The following is a 20,101-nucleotide window of genomic DNA, read 5'->3' as shown; positions in this document are numbered from 1 at the left end:
GAGCTCCCATGGCTGACCCCACCCGCACCGCCACCGCGGTCGACGACGTCGACATCCTCTGCGTCGGCGCCGGATTCTCGGGCCTCTACACCGCACACAAGGCAACGGAGAAGGAATGGAGCTTCGCCGGCTTCGAGAAGGCATCGGATGTCGGCGGTACCTGGCTTGCGAATACGTATCCCGGTGCGCGTTGCGACGTCGAGAGCATCTACTACTCGTACTCGTTCAGCGAAGAGCTCCAACAGGAGTGGACGTGGACCGAGCGATTCGCGCCACAGGCCGAGATCCTCGCCTACATCAACCACGTCGCCGATCGCTTCGACCTGAGAAGGCATTTCACCTTCGGCGCCACGGTGAGCGCGGCCAACTGGCTTCCCGACGAGCATCTGTGGCAGATCACGCTTGACTCAGGACAGACGCGTCGAGGGCGTTACCTGATCGTCGGCGCCGGTGGACTGTCGGTACCCAAGGACGTCGACGTCCCCGGCCTGGAGAACTTCACCGGCACTCAGGTGTCGACGAGCAAGTGGAACATTCGGTTGAGTGATCTCGCCGATAGGCGTGTCGCCGTGATCGGCACCGGATCATCTGCAGTGCAGTGCATTCCGCACATCGCGAAGGTGGCCGAACGAACCATCGTCTTCCAGCGCACGCCCAATTACGTCTTCCCCGCCCGCAACGCCCCGCTCACACCCGACACCGTCGAGCAGATCAAGGAGAACTACCCGGCCATCCGCGAGGAGTGCCGCCAGTCACCCGGCGGGATCCCGGACCGACCGGCGACCGCCAAGGCGTTCGACGTGTCCGATGAGGAACGCGCCCGACGCTACGAGCGCGCCTACGAGCGCAGTGGATTCAACGGTGTCGGCAACGAGTTCTCCGACCTGCTCACCGACCGCGAGGCCAACGAGACCGCATCGGAGTTCGTGCGCGACAAGATCCGTCAGATCGTGTCCGATCCGAAGACCGCGGAATTGCTCGTACCCACCTTCCATCCGCTGGGCGCGAAACGGAGCTGCTTCGGGACCGACTATTACGAGACGTTCAACCGTTCCGATGTCTCGGTCGTATCGCTGCGTGAGGAGCCGATCGAGACGATGACCGACGACAGCATCATCACCGCGAAGGGTGCCTACGAGATCGATGCCGTCGTTCTGGCCGTCGGGTTCGACGCGTTCACCGGACCTCTCTACGCGCTGAATGTGTCGACACCGGAAGCCGGCCTCCTGCAGGATGTCTGGGGTGACGGTGTCCGCACCTTCCTCGGCATGATGACCGCCGGCTTCCCCAATTTCTTCATGATCGCCGGCCCGCAGAGCCCCGCCCTGGCGAGCAATGTCGTCGTATCCATCGAGCAGTCGGTGGACTGGATCACCGATCTCATCGAGCATACCCAGGCCAACCGCGAGAACATGGTCGAGGCAACCGTTGAGGCACAGGATGATTGGGTGGAGATCACCGAGGACACAGTGGGTCAGACCCTGTACGCCACCACCGACTCCTGGTACCGCGGATCCAATGTGGCAGGCAAGCCATCCACCTTCCTCGGTTATGTCGGTGGCGTCGGAAAGTACCGGCGGATGTGCACCGAGCTCGCCAAGCGCGGGTACCCGGGGATCGAGATCGGCGGCGAGGCCGTCGACCGCGGAATCGGTCGTATCGACGAGGAGATCGCATGAAGGTCACCCACCAGCGCTACGTCGCCTATTCGGACGCTCATTACGCGGGCAATCTCGTCGACGGCGCCTACGGCCTGAAGCTCTTCGGTGACGCCGGAACGCATCTCGGGATCGTCGTGGACGGCCACGAAGGACTCTTCGCAGGATATTCGTCGGTCGAGTTCCTCGCACCGATCCGTGGCGGAGACATCATCGAGGTGGAGGCCGCACTCGCGAGGAAGGGAGAACGCAGCCGAACAATTGATTTCGAGCTGCGAGTGCTGTGTCGTTCGCGTGGCGCCGACGGGTCGGCAGTAGTCCTCGACCAGCCATTGGTTGCGATGCGTGCGCGCGGAACCGGGGTGCTGCCCCGCACCACCACCTTGAGATGATCGGCTGAATGATCGTTGTTCACAGCAGCTTCAGACGAGCTCCCAGCGCACGGTAGATCGGTTCGGCCCGACGGTCCATGGTCAGCAGAGTGTTGCCCGCGTGCGCGGCGGCCGCTCCGACGAGTCCGTCGTAGACCGCGCCCCCGGAGATGCCGATCGACGCGAACCGCTCGACGAGGTCCGCTGTCTGCTGCGGGCTCAGGTGACACTGATGCGGGAAGTTCGTCGTGATCAGCCGGGCCGCGGCTCGAGCGGTCAGCCTCTGTGGCGCCGGTAGCCGGGTGAGCACCGAGTACGTCTCGAACGCCGCGTGCCCGCTGAGACCAAGCGTCAATCCCCTCGTCACCGCGCGGACTTCGGAATGGCCGTGCTGTTCCGGACGCACCAGTGCGATCGCGGCACTCGTGTCCAGCAGGATGACCTCAGCGTTGGTCGCCAAGGCGCAGCTCTCGAATGTCGTCCGCCGACAGTTGCGCGCCACCTTCCGGCAGCATCAGCAAGCCGTCGTCGTCCACCAGATCGTCGGTGGCCACCGGCTCGAGGACCAACCCGCTCCCGGAGACGGTGATCTCGACCTCCCCGGGTACCAGTCCGACACGATCGCGCAGCTCCTTGGGCACGACCAATCGACCCGAACGATCGATGGTGGTCCGCATGGCATCGACGTTACCATCGGAATGGCATTGACGACCGCACCCGCATAGAAACAGCCCACGACGCGGACATCGTGGGCTGTTCGGGGTCTACTCGGTCGGAGGACCTACTTCGGTGGCATCCGGATGCCACCGTCGACGCGGATGACCTCGGCGTTCATGTACGAGTTGGTGACCAGCTCGACGACCATCGACGCCAGCTCTGCAGGCTGACCCAGACGATGCGGGAACAGTACGGACTCGCCCAGCTTCGCCTTGAACGCCTCCGAGGCCTCGCCCTCGCCGTAGATCGGGGTGTCGATCAGGCCGGGGGCGATGGTGTTGACGCGCACGCCGACGGCGGCGAGATCGCGGGCCACGGGCAGGGTCATGCCGACGACGCCGCCCTTGGACGAGGAGTAGGAGGCCTGCCCGATCTGGCCGTCGAATGCGGCGACCGACGCCATGTTGACGATGGCACCGCGCTCACCGGACTCCAGCGGCTCGTTGCGGCTCATCGCGGTCGCGGCCAGCCGGATGCAGTCGAAGGTGCCGATCAGGTTGATCGCGATGACCTTCTTGTACGCGTCCAGGTTGTGCGCCGACGCGAACTCGCCGTCCTTGCCGATCGTGCGCTGCGCCCAGCCGATGCCGGCGGAGTTGACCAGCGCCCGCAGCGGACCGAGTTCGGTCGCCGTGTTGACGGCCTCCTCGATCTGCGCGGTGTCGGTGACGTCGACGCGCACGAACGTACCGCCGACCTCCTTGGCGAGGATTTCTCCCTTGTCGGCCTGCAGGTCGGCGACGACGACCTTGGCACCCTTGGCCGCCAGCTGGCGGACCGCGGCCTCGCCGATACCCGACGCGCCACCCGTGACTATTGCACTTGCTCCATTGATATCCACGAAGCGGAGCCTATCGAGCGTTACATAGCTCAGTCCAGAGGGGGCCACCGAGCGCTTGGTCGGTGCAACGTCACACGCAGGCGACGGTGGGTGCCGGGTCGTAGCGGACCGTGCGGGTGTGACGACTGATCTCGTCGCCGGTGCGCCCATCGGTGATGATCCGGGTGTTCGAGGTGGTGAAACCGCGACTGCCGGTGGATGCGATGCAGTTGTCGCCCTTCGGCAGCTTCAGTGTGGGTGGATCGGTGTAGGCGTAGCGCTCACCGGTGATCGACTGGACCTCCACCGACTTCGTGCCCCACAGCCGAACCGTCACACCGGACGGCGACCACCCGGTCTCGATGTAGATGCCGTGTCGGGTGTTGTTGCGAAAGACCAGGTCGATCGCGCCTTCGAACACCGTGGCCTCGCGGGCCTCGGGATATCGCGAGATGTAGTAGCTGTGCTCGGTATGGTCGACGTCCTCGAGGCCGGCGAAATAGGCGGCGTTGTAGAGCGTGGTGGCGAACTGTGAGATACCACCGCCGACAGCCTTGTCGGCGTGGCCGTGGTCGATGATCGTGGAGACCACGTAGCCCTGGGCCGCACCCCGGGGGCCGGTGTAGGAGTTGAGGGAGAATTCCTCTCCCGGCCGGACCAGGGCGCCGTCCACGTCCTCGGCGACCAGCCGGATGTTCTCCCCCGATGCGCTGCTGAAGCCGGAGGTGGTGAACTCACCGACCACCTCGCGAACACCGAGTTTGCGGGCTGCCGCGGTGCTCAGACGTGGCTTGATCGGTTCGTAGGCGACCTCGACGACGCGCGTGTCCGAGGCGTCGGTGCCGACCGCGGTCGCGGCGGCCGAGGCGAACGTCTTCTCCCAATCCACCCGTGCTCCGTCGCGCGCGGGCACCACGGTGGGGCTCCCCGTACGCAGTGAGAACGTGGCGTCGACAGGTTTGCGTTCGGTGCGGGCCAACCGGGAACCGAGCAACGCGGCGCCGGCCTTGGTGTCGATCACCGGCTTCAATCCGCCACGACCGTCGGCGACGAATGACAGAACCGACGCGAGCTGGGACGGCTCGACCCGCACCGACGTCTCTCCCGTCCCCTGCAGCGTGATCGGCTCGGCGACCGCGCGCACCGCGGGACCGGCGACGGTCGCGTTGACGACATCGGCCGACACGGACGGTGCGAAATCCTCCAATGGGAGGTCGATGGGTGTGTCCTCTAACCAGTCGGCGGCGATCGTGTCGACGGCGGCGGCCCGGGCGACACGCTTGCCCGACGCCGGCAGATCGGGGACCGGGGTGACGCCGTCGTAGTGGACCCCGCCCTCCACAGCGGCCTCCTCCAGCGTCGGCCGTTGCTCGTCGAGGGTGGCGGCGACGGCGGCCCGGTCCACCGTGACCACGGGTGCCACGGTCCGCTTCGCCCCGAGCAGCGTGAGCACCCGGGTCACCGGATTGCGTGGTTGTTCCATCAGTCGCGCCAGGGTGGCGTCCGCGTCGAACTCCAGGCCGAGGGCGTCGGGGGCGACGGTGACGGTCCCCGACGACGTACGCAGCGCCACCCGCCGGATCGCCCGGTCGGACAGATCGTCGATGACGGCCTTGGCGTGCGCCTCGTCGAGATCTCCGGCAGCGATGCCGGCGACGACGACACCGCGCGCGGTCGAGTTCTTGGTGATGATGAGGTCGGTTGCGAGGATCACCCCGGCCATCGCGAGAACGCCGACCACCACGCGCACAGCAGTGCGGACGGCCGGGTACTTGATCACGGAGACAACCATAGGGATACAACTGCGATCGCGCGCCGTGGAGGAGACGCCGAAAACGTAGGCGCTCCGACCGAGCTGCCGGGTCGGGGGTCTGGCAGCTCAGCCGGAGCTACTCGTATATCTACGCTACTTCCCGTCGCGTTACATCTCTGCGCGAATTAATTTTCGGCGAGTGTGATCCGATCGTTGTCGAGGTGACGATCGGGTCACGTTCAGGGGTTCTGGTGGTGCATCCCTAGTGTCCCGCGCCGGAAATTCGTTTCATGAGTTCGGCGGTCCAGGTGGATGCATCGCGAGGCGGCGGAGGAGCAGGTACTGGATGTACCTGCGACGACGCCAACGAAGCGAGGCGCCGCCTGGCCGTCGAAATCATCAACGAATTTCCGGTGCGGGACACTAGCCCTCGACGATCGCCGTGACGCCCTGGCCGCCCGCCGCGCAGATCGAGATCAGCGCTCGCCCACCTCCGTTTTCCCGGATGGTCTTGGCCGCCTGAGCGACGATCCGCCCGCCGGTGGCCGCGAAGGGGTGTCCCGCGGCCAGCGACGAGCCGTGCACGTTCAGCTTCGCGCGATCGATGGCCCCGAGCGCGTGGTCCAGGCCGAGTCGCTCCTTGCAGTACTCCTCGGACTCCCAGGCGGCGAGTGTGGCGAGCACCACCGAGGCGAACGCCTCGTGGATCTCGTAGAAGTCGAAGTCCTGCAGAGTGAGACCGTTGCGCTCGAGCAGCCGCGGCACCGCGTACGTCGGTGCCATCAGCAGGCCGTCGGGACCGTTGACGTAGTCGACGGCCGCGGTCTCGCTGTCCACGAGGTAGGCCTGCACCGGCAGCCCCTTCGTCTCGGCCCATTCCTCGCTCGAGAGCAGGACCGTCGACGCACCGTCGGTGAGCGGGGTCGAGTTACCTGCGGTCATCGTGGCGTCGCCCAGCGACACCCCGAAGGCCGGCTTCAGCGTGGCCAGCTTCTCCACCGACGAGTCCGCGCGCAGGTTCTGGTCGCGCGTCAGGCCCAGGAACGGGGTGATCAGGTCGTCGAAGAAGCCTTCGTCGTAGGCCAGCGCCATGTTCTGGTGGCTGGCCGCCGCGAGCGCGTCCTGGTCGGCGCGGCTGATACCGAACTCCTTGGCGGTGATGGCGGCGTGCTCGCCCATCGACATGCCCGTTCGCGGTTCGCCGTTACGAGGGATCTCGATGCCGAGTTTCGGGAGCAGTTTCAGCGCCGCGAGGGCCTGATCCTTGGCACTGCGGGCCCGGTTGACCTCGAGCATCTGACGACGCATCGATTCCGAGACGCCGATCGGGGCGTCGGAGGTGGTGTCCACGCCGCCGCCGACGGCGACCTCATACCGGCCCGACGCGATCCCGTCACCCACGGCGACGATCGCCTGCAGACCGGTCCCACAGGCCTGCTGGATGTCGAAGGCCGGGGTGTAGGGCGACAACGCCGATCCGAGTACGCATTCCCGGATGAGGTTGAAGTCGCGCGAATGCTTGAGGACGGCGCCGCCGGCCACCATGCCGAGGCGCTCACCCTGCAGGTTGAAGCGGCTCACCAGGCCGTCGAGGGCAGCGGTGAACATCTCTTGGTTGCTGACCTCGGCGTAGGCCTTGTCCTGGCGCGCGAACGGGATGCGGTTGCCGCCGAGGATCGCGACCGGGCGCATCGTGCGGGTCTTGGGTGTCTGAGCCACTTCGATCTCTCCCAGGGGGTGTTGTGCGGTATCTGTAGGCTATTCTTACTCATGAGTAAGTTCGTTGTCGACCTGCACTCGCAGACATAGGAGATCTCCCGTGGCAGCCACTGGCTTGTACTCCAATTTCGTCCACTCCGCACCGGGCTCGTTCATCGCGAAGCAGGCCGGACTGCCGGTCCCGCCCACGCTACGCCGCTACAAGGCGTCCGAACCGGCCCTGACCGGCCCGGTGCTGCTCGGCGGCGCCGGACGGGTCGTCGAGCCGCTGCGTGAGATCCTCGCGTCCCCGGATTACGACGTCATCCAGAACGCCACGACGGGCCGTGGCGCCGACAAATACGGCGCCCTGGTCTTCGACGCGACCGGCATCACCTCGCCCGCAGAACTGCGCCAGCTCTTCGAGTTCTTCGGGCCGAACATGCGCTCGCTGGCCCCCTGCGCACGCTTCCTCGTGATCGGCACCACCCCGGAGCTGGTGAAGGATCCGAATGAGCACGTCGCCCAGCGCGCGCTGGAGGGCTTCACCCGCTCGGTCGGCAAGGAGCTGCAGAAGGGCGCGACCGTGCAGCTCGTCTATGTCGACCCCGACGCCAAGACCGGCCTGACCGGCCTGGAGTCCACCATCCGCTTCGTGCTGTCGGCCAAGTCCGCGTTCGTCGATGCACAGGTCATCCGGGTCGGGTCCGACGACGCGGTCGCCCCCGCCGATTGGGACAAGCCGCTCACCGGCAAGGTCGCCGTGGTGACCGGCGCGGCACGCGGCATCGGGGCCACCATCGCCGAGGTCCTGGCCCGCGACGGTGCCCACGTGATCTGCGCCGACATCCCGGCCGCCGGCGAGGCTCTCACGGAGACCGCGAACAGGGTGAAGGGAACATCGTTCCCGCTGGATGTCAGCGCCGACGATGCCGGCGCCAAGCTGGCCGAGCATGCCCTCGAACGCCACGGCGGCATCGACATCATCGTCAACAACGCGGGCATCACCCGCGACAAGCTGCTCGCCAACATGGATGCCGCACGCTGGGACTCGGTGATCGCGGTGAACCTGATCGCCCCCCAGCAGCTGGTCAATGCGCTTGTCGAGAAGAACGCGATCCGCACGGGCGGCGCGGTCGTCGACGTCTCGTCGATCGCCGGTATCGCCGGCAACCGCGGCCAGACCAACTACGGCGCCTCCAAGGCCGGTGTGATCGGGCTCGTCGACACCTACGCGCCGATCCTGGCGGAGAAGGGCATCACCATCAACGCGGTGGCGCCCGGTTTCATCGAGACCAAGATGACGGCGGCCATCCCACTCGCCACCCGGGAGGCCGGTCGCCTGATGAGTTCGCTGCAGCAGGGCGGCCAGGCCGTCGACGTCGCCGAGACCGTCGCGTACTTCGCCAACCCGGCGTCGAGCGCCATCACCGGCAATGTGGTCCGCGTCTGCGGCCAGGGATTCCTGGGTGCCTGATGACCAAGACGATCACACTCGAGAGCGCCCCGAGCACCGTCGACGTCTACTCGAAAGCGGTCGGCGCCATGCTGCCGGTCATCGGCAAACCTGCCACGGTGCGCGCCGACGCGACGATCCCGGACCGGCACTACCGGCTGGAGGACGTCCGCGTGGACGTGGACCGGCTGCACGCGTACACCCGTGTCACCGGTCAGCGTTTCGGCTCCACACTGCCGGTCACGTATCCGTTCGTGCTGCAGTTCCCCCTGGCGATGAAGGTCATGACCGACAGCGACTTCCCGTTCGGTGCGGTCGGTTCCGTCCACGTCGAGAACAGCATTCACCGGCTTCGGCCGATCGGGGTCGACGAACCGCTGACCATCGACACACACGCCGAGAATCTGCGTGAGCACCGCAAGGGGCTGCTGATCGACATGGTCTCGCGGATCAGCGTCGGTTCGGAGCTGGTGACCACGCAGGTGGCGACCTTCCTCAAACAGCAGCGGACGCGCCTGTCGGACGAGCCGCGCGGCCCCGAGCCGAAGCAGGTCGCACCGCCACCACCGGATTCCATCCTGTCGGTGGACCTGGGCCGCATCCGTAGCTATGCGGAAGCGTCGGGCGACCGCAACCCGATCCACATGGGCAACCTGCCGGCCAAGGCCTTCGGCTTCCCGAAGGCCATCGCCCACGGTATGTGGAGTGCCGCAGCGGCAATCGCGAACGTGGAGGCGCAGCTCCCCGACGAGGTCACCTACACGGTCCGGTTCGGCAAGCCGATCCTGCTGCCCGCCAAGGTGAATCTGTACACGCGGCGCATCGATGGGCCCGGCGCCGGGAGCGGAGCGAGCGGGCCGAATGTGACCGGCGCCGGGAGCGGAGCGAGCGGGCCGAATGCGACTGGCGCCGGGAGCGGAGCGAGCGGGCCGAATGTGACCGGCGACTTCGACCTGTCAGTGCTCGATCGCCGCAAGGGTGCACCTCACCTGACCGCGACAACCCGAGGCGCCTGACTCAGGCCCGCCTGGCCTCCCACCACCGCCACAGGTACCACCCGCCGGCGACCGCGACCACCGCGACGCCCGCATAGAGCAACAGTGTCGTGCCGAGCGCGGCGCCGGCGAAGTACCCCACCAGCAGGACGGTGGTCGCCCAGGTGGTGGCGCCGATCAGGTCGGCGACGAGGAATGTCGGCGGGTGCATCCGGACCATCCCGGCCACGGGTGGGACCAGCGTGCGTACGTAGCCGATCCATCGGCCGGTGGCGACGGCCACCAGTCCGTCGCGGCCGATTCGCTCCTCGGCCCGCTTCCATCGCTGTTCACCGAACCTCCGGCCTGCTCGGGACGCCTTGACCCGATGACCGGACGAGCGTCCCACCCAGTAGCCGGTGAGATCGCCCGCGATCGCGGACACGCACACCGCGACGACCAGGCCAGCGATCTGGGTCGAGCCGACGCCGGCGGCGACACCCGCGGCGAGCAGCACGGCCTCGCTGGGCAGGATGAATCCCAGGATCAGCGTCGCGGTCTCGGCGTAGACGACGCCGCACGCGACGAGATAGACCGCCCACTCCGGTACCGACTGGACGATCTCGACGAGCCAGTCGGCGATTGCGTGCACGGGACGAGACTATCCACCGGCACGACGGCCCATCGGAGCCGATCCCACTGCGTGGATCCCAATGTGACCGTTCGTGCGTCGGAAATGCATTCATCCGGCGGAAGTTTTGAGGGGAGGAGGCGAAATCCGGCGGACGAACAGGCCCCGGGTGACGCTCGGCGTTCCGCGGAACGCTCAGTCGATCGGCAGATCCGCGGTCCCCACACCTTTGAGGCCACGCCACGTGATGCCGACGAGCAGGTCGGTGGCCGTTTCCAGATCCACGTCGCCCTCGGTGATGCGATCGGCGACGGCCTCGCCCGCGCCGACGAGCGCGACGGCGGTGAGCTCGAAGTCGATGTCGCGGGCGCCTTCGACGGTGGTGCCGGCGCGAATGAGTTCGGTGACCATCTCGGTCACACGTTTGCGGCTGTCGGAGACGAAGTGCGAAAAGGTCTGGGTTCCGACGGCGACGCGATAGAGCACCTTCCAGGACTGCCGGTGTTCGTCGACGTAGCGAAGGAACTCCTTGACCACGGTGCGGGCCTGTTCGCGCTGACGCAGTGCCGGATCGAAGCCCACCGCCATCGCCTCGATGAAGCGGGCCGACTCGCGTTCGATGCACGCACTGAACAGTTCGTCCTTGGAGCCGTAGTAGAGGTACAGCATCGGTTTGCTGATCGCGGCCTCGGCGGCGATGGAATCCATCGACGCCTCACGAAACCCGTTTTCGGAGAAGACCTTGACGGCGGCGTCGAGCATCTGCTGTTCCCGCACCGCGCGGGGCAGCCGTTTGGTACCGCCCGCCATCGATCACTCCTTCGCCGCTCATCCCGCCACGCTCGTGGCGTTCGGATCATCTTACCGTGCGGTAAGTTCAACGGGGCGCTTGGTACGAAATCTGGTACGGGTGTCGTTGCAGACTACTCGGCAGCGCTGTCGACGCCGGATGCGGGCTGCGGGGTCGTCGTGGTGCCCGCGGTGCGGTCGGCGGTCGAGTCCTCCGCGGTCGTTGGATCGCTCGCCGACGAGTCGCCGGATATGCCCTGGCCGGGGGTCGTCTCCTCCGGTGTCGAATCTTCGGTAGCCGGTGGCTGAGTGGTCGAATCCGCGGTCGGCGGAGTCGAGGGCTGCACCGGCACCGGAGGTGCGGTGGGGGTCGTCGACGTCTGCGACGGCGGAATCACGCTGCGGGGTGACGCGGTGGTGGTCGGAGCCGGACGCGTCACCGTCTCCAGCGGTGCGGCGGCGGGTGCCGAGGGCACCGTCTGCACGTCGATGGCGGTTCGCGGCGACGGGTGCGTCGTCCGCGGCACGACGGTCGACGACGTGGTGGCCCCGCGCTCCACGTTCGCGGCATCCGTGGTGTGGTGCTCGGACTTCCCGACGATCGCCGCCCACAGCCCGGCGCCGACGACGGCCGCCGACGCTGCTGCCACGAGGGCGAGCGCGACCGTGCGACGACTGCGCGCCTGCGCCGCGGTGCCGGCGGACGGCGACACGACGTCGGCGGCACCGTCGGCCATTGCCGCCACGGCGAGCGGCGACGTCGGGGCGTCGTCCACGGCGAACGCGGCAGTCGGAGCCAGACTGCCGCGGATGTTCAGCAGGGCGGCGCCTGCGGCCGCCGAGGTGGGATCAGGGTCGAGGACCACCGGAATGTGCAGGGTGTCCCGCAGGAGTTCGGACACCATCGGATTCGTCGCGGCGGCGCCGGTGACGACGAGCGCGGTGACCTCCTCCGGGGTCAGCCCGGCGGTCGTGAGCGCCTCCCTGACGACGTCCGCCGACGCCGCCGTCGAAACCCGCATGCCGTCGCCGGAGCGATCCCGCATGGTGGCCAGGGCAGGCTCGACAGGTACTGGGGCCACCGCAGCGGTCATCGGTCGGCCGATCGCCTCGGGGATCTCACCGGTACGCACGACCGACACCGTGAGCCCCGTCGCGCCGAGGTCGTAGCTGACCACCGGCACGCCGTCGGGAAAGGTGCCGTAGGTGTGTTCCGCGGCGACGACCGCCGCAACCGCGCGTGGCACCCAGGTGACGTCGACGCCTGCCGTCTCCTCGTGCCCGGAAACGGCTGCGCGCGCAGCGTCGAGTTCGTCGGCCGACCAATCGTCCGGATGAGCCACGGCTAGGCCGGTCGTCGTCTCGGAGGTCGATGCCCGAATCGCCCGCACCACGCCGGCCACCCGGTCGGCGTAGCCATCGGCCGCGGAATCGGCCGCATGCTCGATCGACGACTCGTTCTCGACCCGGACGGTCGTCTCCCAGGCACCCTCCGACGCCGCAGTCCCCACGCTGCTGTCGTCGCCGATCTGCACACCGATACAGAGCGTCATCGCCCACACACTCCTGTCCCCCAACCTTCTGCAGTGTTAGTCGCTGCCGGGGACGCAGTTGTTAGCGTCGGTAACCGAGTGCGTGCCGGTCGACGGGCGAGATCACGCCAGAGCGACCGCTGTCGCGGCGACCACACCGGTACACGCCGTCGCCGAGACGAGAACCGCGATCCGGACAATGGCGCGACCGAGCGGTTCGGACATGTCCCGGTGCGCCTGCACGCGGTCGGAGAATTCGCGCATGTCGGCGGGCAGGCGACCGACGATCACGATGACCGCGGCAACTCCGATGGCGACGATCCCGAGCAGCACACCGCCGACCGATCCCGTCATCCGCAGTCCCAGCAGTGCGATCACCGCGAACGACATCGCGGTCCGGACCGAGGCCAGCAGCGTTCGTTCGGGCTGGAGCCCCGGGTCACCGGGGGCCGGTCCCACCGCACGACGCGAGCCCGCGGACCGCTTCATGCCGCGAGGACCAGGATGACGCCGCCGATCGCACCGACGATGGCGACGATCCCGAGCAGCGGCACCACCGCCGGCACCGGGAGCGGCCGGTTGTGCCGCATCGCGGTCTCGGCGCGCCACCACCGCACTCCCGCGCCCGCCGAGCCGAGCACGCCGGTGATGATCAGGGCGACGGCCACTGCTTTGCGGACGAGGGGATCGAGGTCTCCCAAGGCGAACGCCTCCAGCGCGACACCCGCCCCGACGAAGGCCAGCGCGGTGCGTATCCAGGCGAGAAATGTCCGTTCGTTGGCGAGGGTGAAGCGTGGGTCCGGTTCGGTGCCGCCGGGAAACACACGCCGCGACAACGCGCCGCGGTCAGAACCCGCGGCGCGTGTCGGCTGCATCTGCTCGACGCTCATCGGCTGACGGTCGCCACGCGCGCCGGGACGGGCGGTGCGGACTCTGCGGCCGGCCGGCGTCGGTAGCACGCCGCGACCGCAGCACTGACCAGGGCGAGGCCGGCCCAGTACGCGCCCACCCACCACAGACCGCCGGACGGCAACAGGACCAGCATCGATGCGATCATCGGGGTCAGACCCGCACCCAGTGCGGAGGCGCCCTGGTAGCCGATCGACGCGCCCGTGTACCGCACGTCCGGAGGAAACAGCCCGGTGACGTACGCCGCGATCGGACCGTAGACCAGGCCTTGCACCACCCCGTTGCCCAGCATGATGGCCACGGCGTACTGCCCCAGGTCACCACTGCCGATCATGAACGCGAGGGGAAAGGCCGACGCCGCGGTCACCAGACATCCGAACACCAGTGCACGCCGTCGACCCACCCGATCGCTCGCCCGTGCCGACAGGAAGGTGACGATGATCGTCAGGACCGCCGCGGCGGCCTTCCAGTTGAGAATGGTCGTCTTGTCCTCTCCGGCGTCGACCGCCACCGCCACTCCCCACACCGTGACGATCGCCTGTGTCGTGTACACGCTGATGGTCACGAGCAGCGCCGCGGCCACCGCGCCCAGATGATGCCGCAGAACGTCGGCGATCGGCAGCCGCCGGGCCTCGCTCGAGGCCTGCAGGGCTCGGAACGACGGGGTCTCGGAGACCTTGAGCCGGATCACCAGGCCGATCGCGATGAGGACGGCCGACAGCAGGAACGGGATCCGCCATCCCCACACGATGAACTGGTCACCCGTCAGCACGGTCATCAGCGAGAGCACCAGTGTGGCGATCACGGCTCCGGCCGGCCCGCCCGCATTCGCGAATGCCGCGGCGAATCCCTGTCGGTTCTTGGGTGCGTGCTCGACCGCCATCAGTGCCGCGCCGCCCCACTCACCGCCGACGGCCAGCCCCTGGATCACCCGCAACAGCAGCAGTGATACCGGCGCGATGACGCCGATGGCCGCGGTGGTCGGCATCAGGCCGATCGCCACCGTGACGGAACCCATCAACACCATCGAGACGACCAGAGCCTTCTTGCGGCCGTACCGGTCGCCGAAGTGGCCGAAGAGGATGCCGCCGAGTGGCCGCGCGAAATATCCGGCGGCCAATGTCGCGAACGCCGCCACCAGCGCCAGGCCGGGGCCCAACTCCGCGAAGTAGAGCTTGGGGAAGACGATCGACGACGCGGTCGCATAGAGCATGAAGTCGTAGAACTCGATTGCCGAGCCGACGAAGGCCGAGGTGAGGACGCGCCGCATCTCGGTTGTCTTCATCGAGGTCTGACGGGCCGGCGCCGGGTTGTTCTCGTTGGTCGATGTCATCACTGCCGCCTTCAGCCGATCGCCATGTCGGCGAGAAGCGGGGTCCGCGTGCCCGCGGGCCGGGGTTCGATGACGTCGAGATCGTCGGGCACGAGGAACCGTCCGGGTAGGAGGTCGTTGCCTCGAGCCCACACCGCCGGGTCGGTGGAGCCGGGTACCAGGTGATGAACCGCGAGCCGACGGGCGTCGGCCTGTTGCGCGATCCGGCAGGCACCCTCCACCGAGGTGTGGGACTTGTAGTGGTGTGCGCGCGAGGCGCGGCCCTCGTCGTCGGTGCGATGGCCGTAGAGACCGTCCACCCAGTCGAAATCGATCGCCTCATGAAGCAACAGGTCGGTGTCGCGTGCCAGGGTGACCATGTTCGCCGTCTCGCAGGTGTCCCCGGAGATCGTGACCGAACCACCGTCGGAGTCGAATCGGAACGCGAATGCCGGCGCGACCGGCGGGTGTTCGACGAGAATCGCGGTCACCCGAACCCGCGAGTCCTCGAACACGACGAACGGCTCCATCTCCGGTGTCGCGTTGTCGTTCGGGTGATAGCCGATGTCGGACGGGATCGCGATGTCACGCACGTCGAACAACTCCAGCGGCGAGATACGCAACGAATCCAGCACCCGGTCGTTGAGATCGGTGGCGAACGCCCGCACGATGGATTCGGCCATGTCCACCGTGCCCGGCGTCGGGTTGTCGGCGGCGACCGGCCGCGGAGGCGTGGTGGCATGCGGTGAGATCGGCGGCAGCGCTCCCCGGTCTCCGGGGCCGAACACGCGGACCGGATCGTCTGCGCGGCCCTGCAGTTCGTGCATCCCGAGCACGAGCAGCGACGGGAGATCGATGGTGTGGTCCGAGTGCAGGTGGGTCAGGAAGATGCCCCCGAGGTCGGCGAGTTCGAGACCCGCCTGCCGAATCCGCCTGCCGACGCCATGACCGGCGTCGACCAGATAGAACCGGTCGCCGACGACCACAGCGGTCGCGATGCCGGAGCGATCGCGCGGATCGCCCTTCCACCATCGGGGGCCGCCGGTGGTGCCGAGTGTGACGACGCGGGTCGTGCCGGTCGCTGGGCTGGTCGAGTTCATGCGGGCTCCTACGTGACCTGGATCAATGATCTCCAATGAGAGTGCCGCAGGCCACAACGAAAGAAAAAGCAAAAATAATTGGCCATCAACATAGTCTTTGACTATGAATGAGCTGACCCTGCGACAGATGGAGTACTTGATCGCCGTACTCGACCACGGCTCGGTGAGTGCCGGCGCGGCGGCCGTGCACGTCTCCCAGGCGACGGTCTCGGCCGCGTTGTCCCAGCTGGAGAAGAACCTCGACACGGTGCTGCTCGCCCGAGGTCCGGCCCGTCGGGCGCGCCCGACCGCGGCCGGTGAGGAGTTCGCCGCACGAGCACGGGCGATCTTGGCCGCGGTCGACGACGCGGTCGACGCCGTCGATGACACCGCGGCGCAGTTGCGTGGCCCACTGTCGGTCGGGTGCCTGCACACGGCCAGTCCGCGAATGCTGCCCGGATTGGTGGAGCATTTCGAGAAGCATTGGCCGCGAGTCGATCTCACGCTGATCGAGGAGGCACCCCGGCATCTGCAGGACCTCGTCGCGACCGGTCGCCTCGATGTCGCGATGCTCTATTCCCGCCAACTGGTGCGGCATGAGCTCGTGACACATCATCTGGGAAGCGTCCGACTGCACGCCCTGCTGCCGGGCGACTCGGAGTTGGCCGAGCACGACGAGGTTGCCTTGGCGGATCTGGTTCGTCTTCCGGCGATTCTGCTGGACATCCCTCCGACCGCCGATCTCCTGGTCGACCGGATCCGTTCGCGGGGATTCGAGGTGGACGTCCGATGGCGGTCGTCGAGCGCCGAGACCATTCGCTCCCTGGTGGCCAGAGGTCTCGGGTTCTCGCTCGTGAATGCGGTCCCTCATCCGGCCACACGGACATTCGAGGGACTCGAGGTCGTCCACCGCCCGGTCGCCGACATGGACGACAACCCGGCGATCGCGGTGACGACGGCCAACCGGGCCAGGTCGCGGCGGGTGGCCGAGGCCATCGCCTGCCTGCGCGAGATCCACGAACAGACCGATCCCGCCGGGTGGCGCCTTCAGCGGTAGCCGGCGGCGCGAATGGCCGCGAGCAGCTCCGAGCGCGACCCGGCCTCCAGACGTCGGCGGATGTTCGCGACATGGTGTTCGACGGTCTTCGCGGAGATGTACAGCCGCTCCCCGATCTCCCGGTGGGTGTATCCGGCCAACAGCTCGCGGGCGACGTCGGCCTCTCGCTCGGTGAGGGGACCGTCGGCGACATTCGTCGCCGGGCCCGCTGCCGTCCGGTCGACCGCCTCACCTGTCCCGGGCTCCGATGTGTTCGCCAGCAGCTCGGCGATGCGTGCGTCGTCGATGTGCCGGGCGATCGAGGGCACGCCCCCGCCGGCCGCGGCGAACTCCTGCGCTCCTTCGCGGTCCCCGACCGTGAGCAGCGCGGTCACGGCGGCCACCCGATGCGCACCGCAGTGATCGGGGCCGAGCCAGCGGATCAGGTCCGCCGCGTGGGCGTGCCGCCCGGACGCACCGGCCACCTCTGCGGCGACGATCACCGCGTCGGCGGCACCCGGCGATGGGCTGCTCAACCCGGTCAGGACGTCGTCGATCAGGATCGCGGCACCGGCGACATCCCCGGCGTCGAGTGCCAACCGGGCTCGACGCGGCCGGATGATCTCGACCGCACCACCCGCACGTTCCGCGGCGGCGAGCAGAGCTGCCGCCCGATGTGGGTCGGCGTCGTCGGCCGCGTCGCACAGCACGGCCACGATTCGCGGATCGGCCAGACCTGCCTCCGCGGCGCGCACCGCATCGTCGACCGACAACTCTCCGGCACCGAGTCGCTGCTGGGCCGCCCGTCGACGCAGTTCGCTCAGCCACGCCGCCCCGACGACGTCGGCGAGCGGATCAAGCGCAACCGAGCGGAAGACGTCGGAGCCACCGAGGAAGCCGGTGCCACGTGCACGGTCCAGCGCCGCGGCGGCGTCGTCGACGGCGATCTCGAGGATGTCGGCGATGGCCGGCACGTCGAGGGCGGACCGGCCTGCCGCAAGTGCGAGGACGGCGAGGGTGTGGTCGTCGAGACCGCGCAGGACCAGGTGATGCCAGTCGCGGGCCACGCCCGTGGCCATCGCGACCGGGTCGAGGACGGTACGGGCGTCGGGGTCGTCGAGATCGTCTGTGTGGATGACGTCGAGGACCACGTCGACGAGCGCCGACGCCCCGATACAGCGCCGCCGGATGTGCGCGGCGTCGAGCGGTTCGAGGGTGAGACCGAGGGCCATGGCGCGTTCGATGACCTGGCCGGTGGAGATCGGGCCGCAGACCCGATCGGCGCCGCTTCGCCGGGCGCGTGCGATGAGTCCGGTGATCCGCGGATCCCGTTCCCTCGCCTCGGTGGTGCCGACGACGGCCGCGTGTCCGGCGTCGATTCGCCGGACGAGGTCGTCGAGCAGGTCGGTGGGCCACGTGTGCAGGTCGTCGGCGATGACGACCGGCCGACGTCGATCGCCGTCGGCCGCGGACACCTCGGTGGAACCCACGATCACCCGCACTCCGTCGGCCCGAAGCGTCGCCTCGAGCATGGCCAGTGTCCGGGATCTTCCGCTGCCCGGCGGCCCGATGATCAGCGCGCAATCCAGGCCGCTGCCCTCGACACCGAGTTCCGCGACGACGCGGGTCGTCCATGCGAGCTGCGAGGCGCGACGCGCGGTGGGCGTGGTCAGGAGGTCCACCGGCTCACCGACACAGGACGCCGGCGACGCCACAGACGGTCTCGCCGGTGCCGTCGACGATACGTCCCGGTAGCTGGGTGACGCCGCTGCCGATGCCACCGCCGGAGTTGCCGCCTCCGCCCGTGTTCGGGTTCCCCGACGAATCTTCGGGGAACTCCGGCGGCGGGTTCGAGGGACTGGGGGTCTGGGTTCCGGGATTCGGCGCCGGTGGCACCGTTGCGGTCGGGCCGGCGGTGTTCTGGGTGGTTCCCGGAGCGCTACCCGGAGCATTGGGCGACGGCGTCGGCGACGTCCCGGGCGCCGCCGCATCCGTCGGCGCCGGCCGCGCCGGACCGCGTCGAGTTGCCTCGGCGGCCACATCGGCAGCCGTGGTGGTGCCGGCCGGCCCACGGGTGGAGTGCCCGGCACCGGTGGTGCCCGCCGGTGTCGAGCGACCGGGCGACAACGGACCCGAGGTGGCCGCGTCGGCCGGCGCCGGGACGGCGGGGTCCGACGAACCCAGAAGCCCCGTACCGACCGAGAGTCCGGCGGCGGTGATCACGGCGAGCACCCCGGTCCCGGCGGCGATGAGAATCCCCCGGCGGCGCGTCACCCGCGCAGGCGGGTCGGCCACCGGAACACTCGGCGCGGGAATGATCTCGCGCAGCGGCGGCTGGGCCGGCAATGCCGCGATGTCCGCGTTCGCGGGTCGGGGGGCCAGCCGGGACAGCAGTAATGCGGCGCCCACGGCGGGCGCCGCCGCGGGATCCGGGTCGGGCACGACCGGGAGGTGCAGCGACGTGCTCAGCAGCTCGGTCACCAGCGGGATCGACGAGCCGCCCCCGGACGCGACGACTGCGGTGACGGCCTGGAGATCGACGTCGGCGGCCAGCAGGGCCTCGCGCACCAGTGCAACCGATTCCAGGATCGGTCCGCGCAGCAGGTTCTCAACGTCCTCGCGAACGACTCGCGCCTGCGTGCGTTCCTTGCCGACGGCGACGTCGACCACCGCCTCGGTGTCGGCGGACAACTGCTCCTTGGCCGCGCGACACGCCGCCCGCAGTCGGACGAGGTCGTCGATCACCGACGGGTCGAGCGTGCCCGCGGCATCGGCCGCACCCGTGACCGCCAGGACATCGGCGAGGATGAGCCGATCGAACTCGCGCCCGCTGATCGCCGACGACGAGAGCGGACGCCCGATGACCTCCGGGACGTCGCCGGCCCGCACCAGCGAGACGGTCAGACTCGACGCCCCCAGGTCGTAGGCCACCACGATCGAGTCGTCGGGAAAGGCGCCGTGGGTGTGTTCGGCGGCCGCGGTCGACGCGGCCGCGTGCGAGACCCAGGTGACGTCGGCGAGCCGCCCGCGACCGCCGAGGGCGGTGCGCACCTCGGCGAGGGCTTCGGCCGGCCAGGTGTCGGGATACGCGATGGCGACGCGAGCGTCGTCGATACCTTCTGTTTCGGCCTCCACCGCGGCCACCATGCGCTCGACGCTGACGGCGTAGAGGTCTGCGGCGACCACGGGTGCGCCGTCGTCGTCGATCATGTCGACCGGATCGCCCACCCGCCCGATGAAGTCGTCCCGGCCGGTCAGGTCTGCGGTCGCCGACGTCACCGTCGCCTCCCAGGCGTCGTCGGACGCCGCAGTCGCCACAGAGGTGTCCGCCCCGATCGTGACACCGATTTCGAAGGTCATCGCCCC

18 protein-coding genes and 1 pseudogene are annotated in these 20,101 nt (G+C 68.6%); 5 read left to right on the top strand and 14 right to left on the bottom strand.

Annotated elements, in window-relative coordinates; all coding sequences use genetic code 11:
• Positions 1-8 precede the first annotated feature (8 nt).
• Both ACVT6V_RS07400 and ACVT6V_RS07395 read left to right on the top strand, forming a co-directional pair.
• Positions 9-1,679 (top strand): flavin-containing monooxygenase, encoded by a 1,671-nt coding sequence (locus tag ACVT6V_RS07400; protein ID WP_489899156.1) that lies wholly within the window; start codon positions 9-11, stop codon positions 1,677-1,679.
• Positions 1,676-2,050: a hotdog family protein gene (locus ACVT6V_RS07395; protein ID WP_489899155.1), complete on the top strand. Its 375-nt coding sequence runs from the start codon at positions 1,676-1,678 to the stop codon at positions 2,048-2,050. Before ACVT6V_RS07400 ends, ACVT6V_RS07395 begins: the two co-directional genes overlap by 4 nt.
• A 19-nt stretch (positions 2,051-2,069) precedes the next feature.
• Here ACVT6V_RS07395 and ACVT6V_RS07390 read toward each other — a convergent pair whose 3' ends face one another.
• The 5 genes from ACVT6V_RS07390 to ACVT6V_RS07370 form a co-directional block, all read right to left on the bottom strand.
• Positions 2,070-2,489, bottom strand: coding sequence for a type II toxin-antitoxin system VapC family toxin (locus ACVT6V_RS07390; RefSeq protein ID WP_489899154.1), 420 nt, complete (start codon positions 2,487-2,489; stop codon positions 2,070-2,072).
• The gene (locus ACVT6V_RS07385; RefSeq protein WP_489899153.1) at positions 2,473-2,706 is read right to left on the bottom strand and encodes an AbrB/MazE/SpoVT family DNA-binding domain-containing protein; all 234 of its coding nucleotides are present in this window, start codon (positions 2,704-2,706) and stop codon (positions 2,473-2,475) included. Before ACVT6V_RS07385 ends, ACVT6V_RS07390 begins: the two co-directional genes overlap by 17 nt.
• A gap of 104 nt (positions 2,707-2,810) precedes the next feature.
• Positions 2,811-3,587 (bottom strand): SDR family NAD(P)-dependent oxidoreductase, encoded by a 777-nt coding sequence (locus tag ACVT6V_RS07380; RefSeq protein WP_489899152.1) that lies wholly within the window; start codon positions 3,585-3,587, stop codon positions 2,811-2,813.
• A 70-nt stretch (positions 3,588-3,657) separates the two neighbouring features.
• Positions 3,658-5,358 carry a VanW family protein gene (locus ACVT6V_RS07375; RefSeq protein WP_489899151.1) on the bottom strand — a complete coding sequence of 567 codons (1,701 nt, stop codon included), beginning with the start codon at positions 5,356-5,358 and terminating at the stop codon, positions 3,658-3,660.
• Between the two features lie 384 nt (positions 5,359-5,742).
• Positions 5,743-7,038, bottom strand: a complete 1,296-nt coding sequence (locus tag ACVT6V_RS07370) for an acetyl-CoA C-acetyltransferase (protein ID WP_489899150.1) — start codon at positions 7,036-7,038, stop codon at positions 5,743-5,745.
• Positions 7,039-7,138: 100 nt separating this feature from the next.
• Here ACVT6V_RS07370 and ACVT6V_RS07365 point away from each other — a divergent pair, with 100 nt between their 5' ends.
• Positions 7,139-8,494, top strand: coding sequence for a 3-oxoacyl-ACP reductase (locus ACVT6V_RS07365; RefSeq protein WP_489899149.1), 1,356 nt, complete (start codon positions 7,139-7,141; stop codon positions 8,492-8,494).
• Positions 8,494-9,489, top strand: coding sequence for a MaoC/PaaZ C-terminal domain-containing protein (locus ACVT6V_RS07360; RefSeq protein WP_489899148.1), 996 nt, complete (start codon positions 8,494-8,496; stop codon positions 9,487-9,489). The genes ACVT6V_RS07365 and ACVT6V_RS07360 overlap by 1 nt, the downstream gene beginning before the upstream one ends.
• 1 nt (position 9,490) lies before the next feature.
• Here the strand turns inward: ACVT6V_RS07360 and ACVT6V_RS07355 are convergent, their stop codons facing one another.
• The 7 genes from ACVT6V_RS07355 to ACVT6V_RS07325 all read right to left on the bottom strand — a co-directional run bounded on the left by ACVT6V_RS07355 (position 9,491) and on the right by ACVT6V_RS07325 (position 15,720).
• Positions 9,491-10,099, bottom strand: coding sequence for a DedA family protein (locus tag ACVT6V_RS07355; RefSeq protein ID WP_489899147.1), 609 nt, complete (start codon positions 10,097-10,099; stop codon positions 9,491-9,493).
• A gap of 174 nt (positions 10,100-10,273) precedes the next feature.
• Positions 10,274-10,888: a TetR/AcrR family transcriptional regulator gene (locus ACVT6V_RS07350; protein WP_489899146.1), complete on the bottom strand. Its 615-nt coding sequence runs from the start codon at positions 10,886-10,888 to the stop codon at positions 10,274-10,276.
• Positions 10,889-11,001: 113 nt separating this feature from the next.
• Positions 11,002-12,420 carry a hypothetical protein gene (locus tag ACVT6V_RS07345; protein WP_489899145.1) on the bottom strand — a complete coding sequence of 473 codons (1,419 nt, stop codon included), beginning with the start codon at positions 12,418-12,420 and terminating at the stop codon, positions 11,002-11,004.
• Between the two features lie 102 nt (positions 12,421-12,522).
• On the bottom strand, positions 12,523-12,888 hold the full coding sequence (locus ACVT6V_RS07340) for a DUF202 domain-containing protein (protein ID WP_489899144.1): 366 nt from the start codon (positions 12,886-12,888) through the stop codon (positions 12,523-12,525).
• Positions 12,885-13,289 (bottom strand): YidH family protein, encoded by a 405-nt coding sequence (locus ACVT6V_RS07335; RefSeq protein WP_489899143.1) that lies wholly within the window; start codon positions 13,287-13,289, stop codon positions 12,885-12,887. Before ACVT6V_RS07335 ends, ACVT6V_RS07340 begins: the two co-directional genes overlap by 4 nt.
• On the bottom strand, positions 13,286-14,641 hold the full coding sequence (locus tag ACVT6V_RS07330) for an MFS transporter (RefSeq protein WP_489899142.1): 1,356 nt from the start codon (positions 14,639-14,641) through the stop codon (positions 13,286-13,288). The genes ACVT6V_RS07335 and ACVT6V_RS07330 overlap by 4 nt, the downstream gene beginning before the upstream one ends.
• 11 nt (positions 14,642-14,652) lie before the next feature.
• The gene (locus ACVT6V_RS07325; RefSeq protein WP_489899141.1) at positions 14,653-15,720 is read right to left on the bottom strand and encodes an MBL fold metallo-hydrolase; all 1,068 of its coding nucleotides are present in this window, start codon (positions 15,718-15,720) and stop codon (positions 14,653-14,655) included.
• Between the two features lie 103 nt (positions 15,721-15,823).
• On the opposite strand from ACVT6V_RS07325, the gene ACVT6V_RS07320 reads away from it, so the two are divergent.
• The gene (locus ACVT6V_RS07320; protein WP_489899140.1) at positions 15,824-16,756 is read left to right on the top strand and encodes a LysR family transcriptional regulator; all 933 of its coding nucleotides are present in this window, start codon (positions 15,824-15,826) and stop codon (positions 16,754-16,756) included.
• On the opposite strand, the pseudogene ACVT6V_RS07315 reads toward ACVT6V_RS07320, so the two are convergent.
• Positions 16,747-16,941 (bottom strand): annotated as a pseudogene (locus ACVT6V_RS07315) (helix-turn-helix domain-containing protein); the annotation flags it as partial. The gene ACVT6V_RS07320 and the pseudogene ACVT6V_RS07315 sit on opposite strands and share 10 nt — an antisense overlap.
• Before the next feature lie 1,480 nt (positions 16,942-18,421).
• On the bottom strand, positions 18,422-20,095 hold the full coding sequence (locus ACVT6V_RS07310; RefSeq protein WP_489899139.1) for an Hsp70 family protein: 1,674 nt from the start codon (positions 20,093-20,095) through the stop codon (positions 18,422-18,424).
• Between the last annotated feature and the right edge of the window lie 6 nt (positions 20,096-20,101).

It is taken from the genome of Gordonia sp. LMA167, from assembly GCF_058130025.1.
Note: the sequence above shows the minus strand (reverse complement) of the source record. Positions and strands in the feature narration are given on the sequence as shown.

Coding starts and splice junctions, on each gene's coding strand:
- ACVT6V_RS07345 (WP_489899145.1), bottom strand. CDS start 12,420: ATGACGCTCTGTATCGGTGTGCAGATCGGCGACGACAGCAGCGTGGGG.
- ACVT6V_RS07400 (WP_489899156.1), top strand. CDS start 9: ATGGCTGACCCCACCCGCACCGCCACCGCGGTCGACGACGTCGACATC.
- ACVT6V_RS07385 (WP_489899153.1), bottom strand. CDS start 2,706: ATGCGGACCACCATCGATCGTTCGGGTCGATTGGTCGTGCCCAAGGAG.
- ACVT6V_RS07335 (WP_489899143.1), bottom strand. CDS start 13,289: ATGAGCGTCGAGCAGATGCAGCCGACACGCGCCGCGGGTTCTGACCGC.
- ACVT6V_RS07325 (WP_489899141.1), bottom strand. CDS start 15,720: ATGAACTCGACCAGCCCAGCGACCGGCACGACCCGCGTCGTCACACTC.
- ACVT6V_RS07395 (WP_489899155.1), top strand. CDS start 1,676: ATGAAGGTCACCCACCAGCGCTACGTCGCCTATTCGGACGCTCATTAC.
- ACVT6V_RS07310 (WP_489899139.1), bottom strand. CDS start 20,095: ATGACCTTCGAAATCGGTGTCACGATCGGGGCGGACACCTCTGTGGCG.
- ACVT6V_RS07330 (WP_489899142.1), bottom strand. CDS start 14,641: ATGACATCGACCAACGAGAACAACCCGGCGCCGGCCCGTCAGACCTCG.
- ACVT6V_RS07340 (WP_489899144.1), bottom strand. CDS start 12,888: ATGAAGCGGTCCGCGGGCTCGCGTCGTGCGGTGGGACCGGCCCCCGGT.
- ACVT6V_RS07350 (WP_489899146.1), bottom strand. CDS start 10,888: ATGGCGGGCGGTACCAAACGGCTGCCCCGCGCGGTGCGGGAACAGCAG.
- ACVT6V_RS07320 (WP_489899140.1), top strand. CDS start 15,824: ATGAATGAGCTGACCCTGCGACAGATGGAGTACTTGATCGCCGTACTC.
- ACVT6V_RS07360 (WP_489899148.1), top strand. CDS start 8,494: ATGACCAAGACGATCACACTCGAGAGCGCCCCGAGCACCGTCGACGTC.
- ACVT6V_RS07375 (WP_489899151.1), bottom strand. CDS start 5,358: ATGGTTGTCTCCGTGATCAAGTACCCGGCCGTCCGCACTGCTGTGCGC.